The following is a 12,826-nucleotide window of genomic DNA, read 5'->3' as shown; positions in this document are numbered from 1 at the left end:
ATATACGTACGCCGCCATAATGTCAGATATACGATATCAATGGATGATGAGTGAGCACATGGCAGTCAACGAGTCAGTAACGACGTTCCCCTTAAATAAGCCTCGGCTGGTGGCGAATAATAAAGCCGTCGAGGTTCCGCGTTTTGCTAAACAATCACTTCAATCAGGCGAAGTCGCTTTAGTCGGGGCCGGGCCTGGCGATCCTGAATTGCTGACGTTAAAAGCCTTAAACTGTCTGCAGCAAGCGGATGTCGTGCTTTATGACTACCTTGTCTCTGAAGAGATCATGGCGCTTATCCCAAGCGATACCATTTTGGTGTGCGTAGGGAAAAGAGCGAGTTATCACAGCGTGCCGCAAGAGAAGACCAATCAGCTGCTGGTGGATTTTGCCAAGCAAGGCCACAAAGTGGTGCGCATAAAGGGCGGTGATCCCTTTGTTTTTGGTCGTGGTGGCGAAGAGCTGGAAGTTTTGGCTGATGCCGGTGTGCGTTTTCAGGTCGTCCCCGGCATTACGGCTGCCGCAGGGGCGACAGCTTATGCAGGCATCCCTTTGACTCACCGTGATTATGCGCAATCCGCGCTGTTTGTTACAGGGCATTTAAAAGAAGACAGTGACGATATGGACTGGTCGACACTCGCTCGAGGTAATCAAACGTTAGTGATCTACATGGGCTTGATGAAGTCTCACCATATTCAAGATCAACTTATAAAACACGGCAGAGCGGCCTCTACACCTATTGCGATCATCGAGCGTGGTACTCAAGTTCAGCAAAAAGTGTTCTCAGGAGTATTGTCGCAGTTGTCCGAGCTGTCGAAGCAAGCTCAGGCGCCCTCTTTGATTGTTGTCGGTGAGGTGGTGCGCTTATCTCAAAAATTAGACTGGTTTTTGCCTAATACTGATTGCAACAAAACCGCCGTTGCGAATGGCCGATAGCCAGAGCCACAAAATTCGTAACCTAATGAGCCGGTTAGCTTAACAAGGAAATTCAAAATATGGATCAACAACGTTTAACTCACCTACAGCAGCTCGAAGCGGAAAGTATTCATATTATCCGTGAAGTTGCTGCTGAGTTTGATAACCCAGTCATGATGTATTCGATTGGTAAAGACTCTTCAGTCATGCTGCATCTTGCGCGCAAGGCTTTTTATCCTGGCAAAATTCCGTTCCCTTTACTGCACGTCGATACCGACTGGAAATTCCGTGAGATGATCGAATTTCGTGATCGTACGGCAGAGAAATATGGTTTTGAGCTTTTGGTTCATAAGAACCCAGAAGGTCTTGCTATGGGATGTAGCCCGTTCGTACATGGTTCTTCAAAGCACACTGATATTATGAAAACGCAGGGATTAAAGCAGGCTCTGAACAAGTACGGCTTTGATGCAGCGTTTGGTGGCGCGCGTCGTGACGAGGAAAAATCACGTGCCAAAGAGCGAGTGTACTCATTCCGCGATAAGAACCACACCTGGGACCCAAAGAATCAACGTCCTGAGCTTTGGAAGACGTACAATGGCCAAGTCAATAAAGGGGAAAGCATTCGTGTATTTCCGCTTTCAAACTGGACAGAGCTGGATATCTGGCAATACATCTATCTAGAGAACATCGAAATTGTGCCTCTCTACCTTGCTGACAAGCGTCCTGTGGTTGAGCGCGATGGCATGTTGATCATGGTTGATGATGATCGTATGAAGCTAGAACCAGGCGAAGTGATTGAAGAGAAAAGCGTGCGTTTCCGTACGCTTGGTTGTTACCCATTAACCGGTGCGATCGAATCCGAGGCGAATACGCTAACGGGCATTATAGAAGAAATGCTAGTCGCCACTTCAAGTGAGCGTCAAGGCCGAGCGATTGACCACGATCAGTCAGGATCGATGGAGCTTAAGAAACGTCAAGGTTACTTTTAGGGTGAATAGACCCTTTGATCTAAGGAAAGATAATGAACAGTACAGTTGAAGCTCAATTAGCCGAGCTTGGTATCGAAGGCTATTTAACACAACATCAGTACAAGTCCCTGCTTAGATTCCTGACTTGTGGCTCGGTTGATGACGGTAAAAGCACCTTAATTGGCCGTTTGCTCCATGATTCCAAACAAATTTATGAAGATCAGCTTGCTGCCGTTCACTCGGATAGCCAGCGAGTGGGCACCACGGGTGAAAAACCAGATTTGGCATTGCTAGTGGATGGTCTCCAAGCCGAGCGCGAGCAGGGTATTACCATCGATGTGGCGTACCGTTACTTCTCTACCCAGAAGCGTAAGTTCATTATTGCCGATACCCCAGGGCATGAGCAGTACACCCGTAACATGGCAACGGGCGCTTCGACTTGTGACCTCGCGGTGATCCTTATTGACGCGCGTAAAGGGGTGTTGGATCAAACCCGTCGTCATTCATTCATTTCCAATTTACTCGGTTTGAAGCACTTTATTGTGGCGATAAACAAGATGGATCTGGTGGATTACTCACAATCGCGTTTTGAAGAAATTCGTGATGAGTACCTGAAGTTTTCTGAGAACCTAATTGGTGAGACTGATATTCAGATCATTCCAATTTCAGCTTTAGAGGGCGACAACGTGGTCGACAAAGGACCAAACTTAAGTTGGTTTGAAGGTCCGTCGCTATTAGAGCTGCTTGAAGAAGTGGATATTGATCAATCAAGAGATGCAGGGGATTTTCGCTTCCCAGTGCAATACGTGAATCGCCCGAATCTGGATTTTCGCGGTTTTGCTGGCACGATTGCTTCAGGCTCGGTGGAAGCCGGCGATGCGATTAAAGTACTGCCATCGGGCAAAACGTCTACGGTTGCACGTATTGTGACGTTTGATGGCGATGTACAGCAAGCCCAAGCGGGATTGGCAGTGACGCTAACACTGAGTGATGAAATCGACGTCAGCCGTGGTGACTTGATTGTGCTTGAGAATGCGCAAGTAGAATCAACCAATCACCTGTTGGCGGATGTCGTATGGATGACGGAGCAACCCCTGCAACCAGGGCGAGACTATGACATCAAGATTGCAGGTAAGAAGACGGTGGGGCATGTAGAGTCTATTCATCACCAATATGACATCAATAATTTATCGACTTATGGTACGCCAGAACTGCCACTGAATGGCATTGGTTTATGTGAGTGGTCGCTGAACGAGTCTGTCGCTCTCGATAATTACCAAGCGTGCGCGGACACGGGGGGGTTCATCATCATTGATCGTCTGACGAACGTAACCGTTGGTGCGGGGATGGTGAAAGAAAGCTTGGCTGAAGTTGAACGTGGCCTTGCTGATGTTTCAGCGTTCGAAATTGAGCTTAATGCTCTGGTTCGTAAGCATTTTCCACACTGGGAGGCCAAGGATCTGAGCCAGCTACTGAAGAAGTAATCGGTTCATTGAGCCTGGCTGAATTGCAGCACCAGTCAGGCTGATTTTTCCCCAAATCCAGAATGCTCAGGAGGTCAAAGAAATCGAGCATTTTGGCATTTTTCTTTTATGGTTTTGTTTTTGTAGCTCGTTTTTCACGTTGTATATCACGCGTTGTAAGAGTGATTCTTTTTGTCCGGTTCGGGTTTGTTAGTAAGGAAAGGCTATGTGGGAACAAGGATTGGTATTGGCGATTTTGCTGGGCATTATTACTTGTCTGCTCGTAAGTAAAACCAAACCGAGCCATGTCTTCGCTGGTGCCGCTTTTGTCGCCTTTATGGCCGGTATGATTGAACTTAACACCATTGCTGCCAACTTCACTAATTCTTCTCTACTGACTTTAGTCTTGTTGATCTTGGCATCTTGTGCATTGGAGAAAACGTTACTTATTAGTTGGGTTAGTCGCAGTATCTCGAAGGGGAGCCTCGGTCAGGTCATTGCTAAGTTAGGCTTTTCAACCGCGTTATTGTCCTCTTTTACCAATAACACTGCCGTCGTAATCTCTTTGATTGGTGCGATTAAGCGCAACCAGCAACATGCTCCATCTAAGTTACTGATCCCGCTATCTTACGCTGCTATCTTTGGTGGTACGTTAACGCTGATAGGAACCTCGACCAACTTAATCATCAACAGCTTTGTGGAAGATGTGGGCTTACCGAGTTTGAGCTTTTTTACCCCGACCATGATTGGTTTGGCAGTGCTGGTGGGCGGGCTGCTCATCTTAATTCCATTGAGCTATTTATTGCCTAACTATGATGATCAGAACCAAGAGGATTTGCCATACTTTTTAGAATCTCGTGTGGAGCCTGGGTCACCTCTAGTCGGGCGTACCATCAGCGAAAATAATTTACGTGCGCTAAGAAAGTTGTTTCTAGCGGAAGTGATCCGAGATGAGGTCAGCGTCCCCTCGGTTGGACCTGATTTTGTGTTAAAAGCGAAAGATCGCTTGCTGTTTTGTGGGGATGTTGAAAGTGTGGCCACACTGCAAGAAATTTCTGGCCTGACGTTATTTGGTCATCAGCATCTTAACGGGCAGCATTTTATAGAAGTCGTTGTGAGTTCGTCGGCGACCTTTTGTCGTAAGACGCTCAAAGAAAGCCGATTTCGTGACCGCTTTGATGCGGTGGTGGTGGCGATTCGTCGTGGTCATGAGCGCCTTGAAGGTGGGTTAGGTAACATTACGTTAGCGGCAGGCGATACCTTAATTTTAGTGCCCGGTAAGCGTTTTGAAAGTGAACGCCGAGCGCATCGTAAAGAATTTGTTGTGATAAATGATCTGGACTCCAGTGCCCGTTTGGATGCCAATAAATCTTCACTGGTGTTACTCGGCTTTGCGTCAGTCATCGGTTGTGCACTCCTTGATGTCATTCCGCTGATTAAGGGCTTAGCCGCTTATCTCATCGCTTTGCTTGCATTCGGTGTTGTACAACTTTCTGAGCTTCGTCGTCGTTTCCCCATCGATATCGTGGTGATAGTTGGCTCAGCGCTGTCGATTGCACAGCTAATGCTCTCGTCCGGTTTGTCGGTGAGAATGGGTGATATGTTTATTGAAGCCTTTAATGGCTGGGGTGTGTTAGGGGCACTGGTGGCGACTTATATTATGACCTTAGTGCTGACAGAGTTGGTGACGAATAATGCGGCGGCGGCGCTGTCTTTTCCTATCGGCTATAGTATGGCTGTAGGGTATGGTGTTGATCCCATGCCATTTATTATGGCGGTGTTGTTCGGCGCCAGCGCAAGTTTTATTTCTCCTTACGGGTATCAAACTAACCTGTTGGTCTACAGCGTAGGGAATTACAAATTGACCGATTATGTGCGAATTGGTGTGCCGATATCCATCGTGTATTCCGTGTTGGTACTGACACTGATCCCGGTCTTCTTTCCGTTTTAATCTGTAAATTTACAAGGATACGTTATGGCTGCTGAAACAGCGGTAAAAGATGGAAACATTGTTTGGCATCAGCACTCGGTTGATAAACAGCGTCGTGCGGAGTTAAAGCAGCAAAAACCAGCGGTGTTATGGTTCACAGGGCTGTCCGGAGCAGGGAAGTCCACCATTGCAGGGGCGTTAGAAAACCGCTTATCTGAGCTGGGGTACCACACTTATTTGTTAGATGGCGACAACGTTCGGCATGGTTTGTGTAGTGATTTAGGTTTTTCTGAGCAAGATCGTCGGGAGAACATTCGCCGTATTGGTGAATTGGCTAAGCTAATGGCGGATGCAGGCTTGATTGTGCTGTCTGCATTTATTTCCCCACACCGTGTTGAGCGTCAGTTAGTACGTGATTTACTGCCTGATGGCGAGTTTATTGAAGTGTTCGTCAATGCGTCTCTAGAAGTGTGCGAAGGGCGTGATCCGAAAGGGTTATACAAAAAAGCGCGCGCCGGTGAAATATCGAATTTCACTGGTATTGATTCTGAATATCAAGCACCAGCTAACCCAGAGATCGATTTGCCCGCAGGCGACAAGAGTGTCGAAGCGCTAGTGGAATTGTGTTTGGCTGATCTAACACAACGTGGTGTGATCCGATAAAAAAGCATTTGGATCATGGGTGGCCAAAAAGTCACTAAGCTGTTTAAAGAGCTTTTGGATCATCAGTGATAAAAAGCTCTTTTTTCTGAACTAAACGGTGTGATTCACCGTGGTTTTCGCTTCGCTGTGAACGCTAAATTTCTGATTTAAAAGGGTCAACATCTGGTCGTAGTATTGATTGTTAGGTTTATTGCCAAGCAGCTTACACAACTCATTGCCTGTTGGCGTAAAGCGGTAATACAGAAGACGGACACCTTTCGTGTTCACTTGCAGTGACAAACTCTTACCTTGGTAGGTGAGCATCAAAGGTACTTCGATACCAATCTCTCCTGATTCTAATTCTGTGCTGTGCAGAAGTCCCAGCTCAATCAACACCAGTAAACTCGAATAAGGAAGCTGGAAGCTGCCCATATTGAGGTTGCTAGTGGTATCGCGTTTACCAAAGCTAAATATTCCGCCATGCGCTTTGTAGCCAATGAGCAGCTTTTGGCTGCTGTCACCACCAAAACTGCACGCTAAAGAGGCGGCTCTTTGCAGCGTTTGAGCTTCCTTGGGTGACATGTCTTTCAATGCTTTTAGTGCCTTCATTGAAGTGGCTCCTGGGTTGATGACCTCTCGCTTCAGCACTTGCGCCCATAGTTTTTGCATTGAACTGTTGTGGATGTTCTGCGCCATATCGAAAAAGCGGTATAACCAATCTTGGTCTGGCTCTCCGGCGGTTTCATCTCGGCATGAGCTGTGCGCTAACTTAAGGATCTGTTCTAGGTTTTTCTGTCTTTGCTCTTGGCGGCGCTGCTCACGCAGTTGTGCACGTTCTAGTGCGGTTTTTGCAGGCGGTTCGCTTTGTAGCAGTGCGTCGAGCCCATAAGTCTGCGCAATGGTTTGAACACGGCTCGCGCTGTCTTTGATGTAGCCAGTCTTTTTGTCATGGTGACGTTTTTTCTGACAATTGGGTTTGTGTTCGATGACAATAGGTTGCTTTGCTGGTTCTGCCATTTATTTTCCTACCAGGGCTTGCGGTTCTCGCTTGCCTAAATTTACACCTTAATACGATGGTCGACCAGAGAGTGATGCTCAGATTTTGATACAAAAAAGGACTATTCAAAATGATAACAAATTGTTAAGATTGTTATCACTATTTTGGAGGGGCGATGAAATATTCAGAGACAAGCAAACTGAAAAAGCACCTGTCGATCGCGCTTATTTTGATTCTGTATGTCGGGGTTTTAGCGTACCTATCCCGCTATATCACGTAACTTGCTGGCATGAAAAAGGCGTCAAAATGACGCCTTGGTGCACATTATATACTGACTGAAAAACGCACTTTTGTTCCGCTCACTACATATCATCGTAGGCTTCGATGCCTGTGCCTTCGATGACGTAGGCCGTTTGTGCCAGTTCATGACTTATGGTTTCTGTTTTTAATTCGCCAACCACGTAAATCACATCCCACAGTTCTTGCACGGGTGCGCCTTTAGGAAATTTTACATAAATGATTTGGTTTGGCGGCGGCGGTGGTACATGGATACACGCGCCAAAGTACGGCACCAACAGAAATTCAGTTACGGTATTTGCATCCCCCTCTAGTGGGATAACAAAACCAGGGATTTTCACCTGACTGCCATTCAACTCTGGTCTTACATTACCTATTTTTGATTGCTGTGCAGCGTCACCGTTGTGATCAGAAGAAGGCATGCCGATGCTGTCAAACATCTTGCGCTCCGATTCTGGTATGAGATCTATCCAATCTAGTGTTAGAGGCTCTTCGTCACTGGCTATCACAGGCGAAGCCAATGAGAAGATCAGCGCAACAGCGGTGAGAATTTTTGTCCACATCTTTTTTAAATCCTTATTGTCATTCCATCACTGAGTGATTGTCGATAAGCTCGGAATGCAGGGATGAAGCCAATGACTATCCCCGCGCATTGAACGAAGCCAAGTAACATCCATTCATACGATGAGAGGGCGCTTAGCGTCAGGTGTATGCCATAGTGTTGTTGAATGATGGGTTTCAGTAGGGAAAGTATGGCATAAAGCCCTACGATACCCGTCACAATTCCGCTTGCTGTCAGGAGGCTCGCCTCACTGATCAACAGAGAGAAAACATGCCTTGGTCGTGCGCCCATGGCGCGGAGAATCGCCATTTCTCGGCGACGTTCTTGCAAACTGATGAGAAGGCTGCTCAACATGCCAAGCAATCCTGCCACGACGACAAATCCAGACACGGCCATTAATGCTTGTTCTGCGATTGACATCATGCTCCATAACTCATACAAAGCAACGCCGGGCATGATGGCACTGAGCGGTTCTTTTGGATAGGTATTGATTTGCCGTTGTAGGGCAAAAGTTTGAATGCGTGACTTTAGTCCCACCAACATTGCCGTGATCTGCTTGGGCTGAAAGTCTCTTGCGCGTAGTTCATCCGCTTTTGGCGTCGCCCCGAGACGTGCGCCACTTTCCCAACCAACATGGATGGCTTCGATGGCCTCGAGAGAGACGTGGACTGTTTTATCGACAGGCGTTCCCGTTGGGGCAAGAATGCCTACGACCTTAAAAGGTAAATTATTATGGCGACTAAAGCCAACGTCACTGATGCCATGGGCGATAATGATTTCGCTGCCGAGCTTATAACCGAGCTGTTTTGCTACATCTGAGCCAAGCACGGTTTCAAATAATCCATTGAATGGTTTGCCTTGTGAGAAGGTAAGTGGTTGCTTACTTCCATACTTGTAATGTTCGAAATAGCGATGGTTTGTTCCCATCACGCGAAAGCCTTTATGAGAATCCCCCAACGAAATGGGAATTGCCCAGTCGACGGCGCGATGGTTTGCGAACTCTTGGTAGCTCTTCCAGTCAATATTGTTCGTGGCATTGCCGATTCTGAATATCGAGTACAGCAGCAGGTTCACTTGACCTGAGCGCCCGCCGACAATTAAGTCGGTTCCTGAGATGGTGTTGGCAAAGCTGTCTTTTGCTTGAGTTCGAATGCGTTCAACGCCTAATAAGAGTACGACCGAAATCGCGACCGTCATGATAGTGAGGATCGCAGTCGCTTTGCGGTTCATCAGGCTTTTCCAAGCGAGCTTGACGACAGTACTCATGATGCCGCTCCTCGATTTGAGGTTAGATTGATTTCAGGGAGATTAAGTGTTCGGTCGAACAAGGACTCAAGGGTTGGATCATGGCTAACAAACACTAACGTTGCGTTAGCAAGGTTCGCTTGTTCCATAAGCAACTCAATAAATGCCATGCGATTGTCATGATCCAACGCGGATGTCGGTTCATCGGCAATGACCAGTTCTGGCTGGCCAATTAAAGCTCTCGCGGCTGCGACACGTTGTTGTTGTCCGATACTCAGTTCTGATACTGGCTTATCGTGCAGTTCTTTAGGTAAGTGCAGGCGTTCTAGCAGTGTCGTCGCTTGCTCGACCAGTGATGAAGTTGATGCATTAGGCGTGACACGATCGCTACGGATCTTACTGAACTGGCATGGAATTAGCACGTTCTCAATCACATTTAAGTAAGGCAACAAATTGAATTGTTGGAAGATATAGCCAATGTGATCGGCACGAAACTTATCTCTTTGGCTTGCTCTTAGACTGGCCAATTCGGTACTTAGTACCGAGAGGGAGCCTGAGGTTAAGGTATTAATCCCCGTTAGTAGAGCGAGTAGCGTCGATTTACCACAGCCACTAGGACCCTTGATGAAAACATGTTCACCTTGGGCTATGTGTAACTGTGGGATATAAATGGTCGCGTTTTCTGAGCCGGGCCAGACAAACTGGGCATTCGTTAGCTCAACAACGTTTGATGTGGTTTCAGTCATAGTAAATCACCAAAGCACCGACGTGTTAGTAAGCACTCACACGTCATGTGAGTTATTTAATTGAGATCTTCGCGTTGTCTTTGCTTAGGTTAGTCGCAGACTGAGTGGTATCAGTGAACAGATTCACATTGATCGATTCCGTGGTTGGGAACGTCTTGAACCAAGTGGTATCAATGCTGTTTAGGTCTGCTATCGAGTCACAGTGGTAGCGGTATTCTCCTGTGAACTCACCGTGTCCGCCGTGTTCACGGTTGTGACCTTGGTGATCGTGATGTTCATGACCGTTATGATCGGAGTGGTCATCATGTGTGTGTTCATTATGAACATGATCTTTATGCTTGTCATGGTCATGGTCATGGTCATGCTTATCGTGATCGTGCCCTTCATGGGCGTGGTGATCATGACCTTCGTGCGAATCTTGGCCTAGCGTATGGGAGACGTAGACGTCTTCAATCACGCACTTCGCTTGTTGGTTGATAGCAAATAGTTTGTTGGTATCTTTGAGAGCAGCAATTGCGTTGTTAAGTGCCTTCTCTTGTTCTGCGTTTTCTGTTGCGTGCTCAAAGCCCACGATGTCAGCACCTGGAGAAGTGATTTCGATCAGTAGGTCTTTACCGTCTTGAGCAATATTGAATTCTACGTGACCGTGCTCGTGCGCTTTGTGCTGACGGTACTCTTCTGCGTTAACCGTGGCGGTTAGTGATAGACAGATAACAAGAGCTAGAGCGTGTTTAGATGGCATTTTATTATCCTAATTTTGCTTAAATTTCTTATGTGGTTGCGGTTTAGATTATGCGATTAGCAACCCTAATTCTAATAAGGGGACTTCTTAAGTTTAAGCAAAGATTGGAGGTGCGCGTGCGGTATAACGCACGTCACTAATGCTGAATTGCCTCTCTATGACGTCAGAATGCGTGGCGCGCTGGTAGGTTGGCGCGAAAGTCTCAGGTTGATGCTTGACCAAGCCATGTTGTGCGCCGGAAAATAGTTGGCAATGATGATGGCTATGATGCTCAGGTGTGAGATCGAGTTGATGGGTGATGGTGGCAAAGTTCCAAGCGATCAGCAACGTGACACTGAATAGTACAACAGTGCGGTGCAATTGATAGGTGATTGCTTGCCAAAGGTGATGCATCTTAGAGCCTGAAATAATACCAGTGTTATAATATAACATTTATTTGTAGTGAACGTTCCCCCTTTTGTTAACGCTAAGCCATTTATCGACATCGATACCCAAGTACCTGAGGCTACATGGGTATCGATGTCGATAAGGCTCCTTGTCAACGCGAACAAGAAGCCTGAGTCAATCAGATGTTCTGTTTGATAAGGCCTAATACTTGATTGATCTCATTAGGTGATAGGGCACCTTCTTTGATAAATAAAATCTTACCTTGCTTGTCTTGTACGATGATTGCAGAGCTTTCTTCTTTCAGTGCCCACGAGCTTGCAATGACACCGCTCTCATCCAATACCATGGACGACCAAGGAAATTCTTTTTTACTGTCTTGCGCTGATGATTTTACAAATGACCCCGTGCCCCAGATCGAATCATCTTGGTTAATGATCGTCGTTGTTTGGTAGCTATCTTGTGGTAATTTCGCCTCGATTAATGCAGTCATCAGTGGCGCATTCATTTCTTTTGCGCTAGTGCGTCCTGCAATCGCTTGGATCACGCGAACCTTTCCAAGCATGTGCTGTGTCGCCCATGGTTGGTAAGCGACGCCTTCACCTTGCAGTACGATTTCACCGTAAGCGTTTACTTTCGCGGCAGGCACTGTTTCGCCAAGCTTTAGGTTAGTAGCAAGAGCAAGGCTAGGAGTGAGAGCGATAAAAACAGAGAGGAGAGTCTTAGTTTTCATGTTGTTATGTTCCATGTGGGTTATGTAATTTGCCAAGTATACACTTAGAGTGAATAAAAATGTAGAACGACAATTAACAATTACTTAACATTTGCCGTATTGGTTTGTTGCGATAAGTCTAAAATTTGGTAAAATAAATTCTGTCGCAAATCGCGCATAAAGTTGCCATGGAAAGAGTTATAGGTATTTTTTCTCAAAAGGATATTGAGGTTGGTTATGCTTCGTGAGTTTGTTGTTTATCGTCCACGTCAAGTGGCGCGTTTCGTTAAGACGTTATTCAAAGGGCAATTTTCAATTGCTGGAGTAGGCCAGTTCCATTTTGATAACGGTAAAGTATTATTACCGGACATCAAGGATCCTAAGCAACTTTCCGTATTTAAAGAGGTGAACCAGGCAATATTGTCCTTGCCTGCTTAATTAGGAATTGCAAAAGAGCGACGATGGTCGCTCTTTTTGGTTTTGCTAGAGATTGGGTGGGAAGCATACGCCGGTACCGCCTAATCCGCAGTAACCATTGGGATTTTTTGCCAAATATTGTTGATGGTAGGTTTCTGCAAAGTAATAGGGGCCAGCGGGCCGGATCTCGGTGGTGATTGCAGAGCGTTGATCTTCTTGCAAGGCTTGTTGATAGCGCGTTTTTGATCTTTCAGCGGCGTCTTGTTGAGTCTGAGAGTAGGTGTAAATCGCTGAGCGGTATTGAGTCCCCAAGTCATTGCCTTGGCGCATGCCTTGAGTCGGGTCATGCTTTTCCCAAAAAGCGGCCAGAAGTTGCTCGAGTGAAATAATACTTTCATCAAAGAGCACTCGTACTACCTCGGTATGCCCTGTTTTGCCACTGCACACTTCCTCATAGTTTGGATTTGGTGTATAACCGCCCGCATAGCCGACGGATGTCGAGATCACTCCTTCGAGTTGCCAAAACAGGCGTTCTGCGCCCCAAAAGCAACCCATACCAAATAAAATTTGCTGTTGTTTACCCTGTGGTTTCGCCGTGAGGCTGGAACGATTGACAAAATGAATATCTTCAATCGGCATCGATACCTCTCGTCCCGGCAGTGAATCTTCTATACTGATCATTGTCTGTTTGTTGAGCATAGTATTTGTCCTTCAATACGAGTCTTAATGTTACGAATTTTTTAACTAAGTCGGAAACTTATGTTGGTCTGACACAAATCGCAGTAAACCTATTTATATTACAGATTTG

At 46.4% G+C, this 12,826-nt stretch carries 14 protein-coding genes; 6 read left to right on the top strand and 8 right to left on the bottom strand.

Annotated features, from left to right (window positions below):
• Positions 1-58: 58 nt before the first annotated feature.
• From cobA to cysC, 5 genes are all read left to right on the top strand, one after another.
• Positions 59-934, top strand: coding sequence for a uroporphyrinogen-III C-methyltransferase (gene cobA / locus ACVA54_RS13850; RefSeq protein ID WP_172438145.1), 876 nt, complete (start codon positions 59-61; stop codon positions 932-934).
• Between the two features lie 59 nt (positions 935-993).
• Positions 994-1,902, top strand: a complete 909-nt coding sequence (gene cysD / locus ACVA54_RS13845; protein ID WP_099079970.1) for a sulfate adenylyltransferase subunit CysD — start codon at positions 994-996, stop codon at positions 1,900-1,902.
• A gap of 32 nt (positions 1,903-1,934) precedes the next feature.
• The gene (gene cysN / locus ACVA54_RS13840) at positions 1,935-3,365 is read left to right on the top strand and encodes a sulfate adenylyltransferase subunit CysN (protein ID WP_099079969.1); all 1,431 of its coding nucleotides are present in this window, start codon (positions 1,935-1,937) and stop codon (positions 3,363-3,365) included.
• A gap of 205 nt (positions 3,366-3,570) precedes the next feature.
• Positions 3,571-5,295: an SLC13 family permease gene (locus tag ACVA54_RS13835; protein ID WP_446640881.1), complete on the top strand. Its 1,725-nt coding sequence runs from the start codon at positions 3,571-3,573 to the stop codon at positions 5,293-5,295.
• Positions 5,296-5,319: 24 nt separating this feature from the next.
• A complete protein-coding gene (gene cysC / locus ACVA54_RS13830; RefSeq protein ID WP_099079967.1) occupies positions 5,320-5,937 on the top strand; it encodes an adenylyl-sulfate kinase in 618 nt (205 codons plus the stop codon).
• A 90-nt stretch (positions 5,938-6,027) separates the two neighbouring features.
• Here the strand turns inward: cysC and ACVA54_RS13825 are convergent, their stop codons facing one another.
• From ACVA54_RS13825 to ACVA54_RS13795, 7 genes are all read right to left on the bottom strand, one after another.
• Positions 6,028-6,933: a TIGR03899 family protein gene (locus tag ACVA54_RS13825; RefSeq protein ID WP_099079966.1), complete on the bottom strand. Its 906-nt coding sequence runs from the start codon at positions 6,931-6,933 to the stop codon at positions 6,028-6,030.
• Positions 6,934-7,275: 342 nt separating this feature from the next.
• Positions 7,276-7,773: a DUF3299 domain-containing protein gene (locus ACVA54_RS13820; protein ID WP_099079965.1), complete on the bottom strand. Its 498-nt coding sequence runs from the start codon at positions 7,771-7,773 to the stop codon at positions 7,276-7,278.
• A 5-nt stretch (positions 7,774-7,778) separates the two neighbouring features.
• The gene (locus ACVA54_RS13815) at positions 7,779-9,038 is read right to left on the bottom strand and encodes an ABC transporter permease (RefSeq protein WP_099079964.1); all 1,260 of its coding nucleotides are present in this window, start codon (positions 9,036-9,038) and stop codon (positions 7,779-7,781) included.
• Complete coding sequence (locus ACVA54_RS13810; protein ID WP_119464020.1) at positions 9,035-9,763, bottom strand: ABC transporter ATP-binding protein; 729 nt, start codon at positions 9,761-9,763, stop codon at positions 9,035-9,037. The genes ACVA54_RS13815 and ACVA54_RS13810 overlap by 4 nt, the downstream gene beginning before the upstream one ends.
• A gap of 52 nt (positions 9,764-9,815) precedes the next feature.
• Entirely contained in the window at positions 9,816-10,505 is a 690-nt protein-coding gene (zrgA, locus tag ACVA54_RS13805) for a zinc uptake protein ZrgA (RefSeq protein ID WP_446649699.1), read from the bottom strand.
• Between the two features lie 93 nt (positions 10,506-10,598).
• Positions 10,599-10,898 (bottom strand): DUF2607 family protein, encoded by a 300-nt coding sequence (locus ACVA54_RS13800; RefSeq protein ID WP_099080008.1) that lies wholly within the window; start codon positions 10,896-10,898, stop codon positions 10,599-10,601.
• 172 nt (positions 10,899-11,070) lie between these two features.
• Positions 11,071-11,622, bottom strand: coding sequence for a YtfJ family protein (locus tag ACVA54_RS13795; protein ID WP_099079961.1), 552 nt, complete (start codon positions 11,620-11,622; stop codon positions 11,071-11,073).
• 216 nt (positions 11,623-11,838) lie between these two features.
• Here ACVA54_RS13795 and ACVA54_RS13790 point away from each other — a divergent pair, with 216 nt between their 5' ends.
• Positions 11,839-12,039, top strand: coding sequence for a DUF1107 domain-containing protein (locus tag ACVA54_RS13790; RefSeq protein WP_099079960.1), 201 nt, complete (start codon positions 11,839-11,841; stop codon positions 12,037-12,039).
• Between the two features lie 45 nt (positions 12,040-12,084).
• Here the strand turns inward: ACVA54_RS13790 and msrA are convergent, their stop codons facing one another.
• Positions 12,085-12,717 carry a peptide-methionine (S)-S-oxide reductase MsrA gene (gene msrA / locus ACVA54_RS13785; RefSeq protein WP_099079959.1) on the bottom strand — a complete coding sequence of 211 codons (633 nt, stop codon included), beginning with the start codon at positions 12,715-12,717 and terminating at the stop codon, positions 12,085-12,087.
• Positions 12,718-12,826 lie beyond the last annotated feature (109 nt).

This window comes from Vibrio sp. PNB23_22_6 (genome assembly GCF_052877535.1).
The sequence above is the reverse complement of the archived record's forward strand: the minus strand, read 5'-3'. Positions and strand labels throughout refer to the sequence as shown.

Excerpts from the sequence above, each read along its gene's own strand:
- ACVA54_RS13815 (WP_099079964.1), bottom strand. The coding sequence starts at position 9,038 with ATGAGTACTGTCGTCAAGCTCGCTTGGAAAAGCCTGATGAACCGCAAA.
- ACVA54_RS13795 (WP_099079961.1), bottom strand. The coding sequence starts at position 11,622 with ATGAAAACTAAGACTCTCCTCTCTGTTTTTATCGCTCTCACTCCTAGC.
- ACVA54_RS13800 (WP_099080008.1), bottom strand. The coding sequence starts at position 10,898 with ATGCATCACCTTTGGCAAGCAATCACCTATCAATTGCACCGCACTGTT.
- ACVA54_RS13835 (WP_446640881.1), top strand. The coding sequence starts at position 3,571 with ATGTGGGAACAAGGATTGGTATTGGCGATTTTGCTGGGCATTATTACT.
- cysD (WP_099079970.1), top strand. The coding sequence starts at position 994 with ATGGATCAACAACGTTTAACTCACCTACAGCAGCTCGAAGCGGAAAGT.
- ACVA54_RS13790 (WP_099079960.1), top strand. The coding sequence starts at position 11,839 with ATGCTTCGTGAGTTTGTTGTTTATCGTCCACGTCAAGTGGCGCGTTTC.
- cysC (WP_099079967.1), top strand. The coding sequence starts at position 5,320 with ATGGCTGCTGAAACAGCGGTAAAAGATGGAAACATTGTTTGGCATCAG.
- cysN (WP_099079969.1), top strand. The coding sequence starts at position 1,935 with ATGAACAGTACAGTTGAAGCTCAATTAGCCGAGCTTGGTATCGAAGGC.
- zrgA (WP_446649699.1), bottom strand. The coding sequence starts at position 10,505 with ATGCCATCTAAACACGCTCTAGCTCTTGTTATCTGTCTATCACTAACC.
- ACVA54_RS13810 (WP_119464020.1), bottom strand. The coding sequence starts at position 9,763 with ATGACTGAAACCACATCAAACGTTGTTGAGCTAACGAATGCCCAGTTT.
- cobA (WP_172438145.1), top strand. The coding sequence starts at position 59 with ATGGCAGTCAACGAGTCAGTAACGACGTTCCCCTTAAATAAGCCTCGG.
- msrA (WP_099079959.1), bottom strand. The coding sequence starts at position 12,717 with ATGCTCAACAAACAGACAATGATCAGTATAGAAGATTCACTGCCGGGA.
- ACVA54_RS13825 (WP_099079966.1), bottom strand. The coding sequence starts at position 6,933 with ATGGCAGAACCAGCAAAGCAACCTATTGTCATCGAACACAAACCCAAT.
- ACVA54_RS13820 (WP_099079965.1), bottom strand. The coding sequence starts at position 7,773 with ATGTGGACAAAAATTCTCACCGCTGTTGCGCTGATCTTCTCATTGGCT.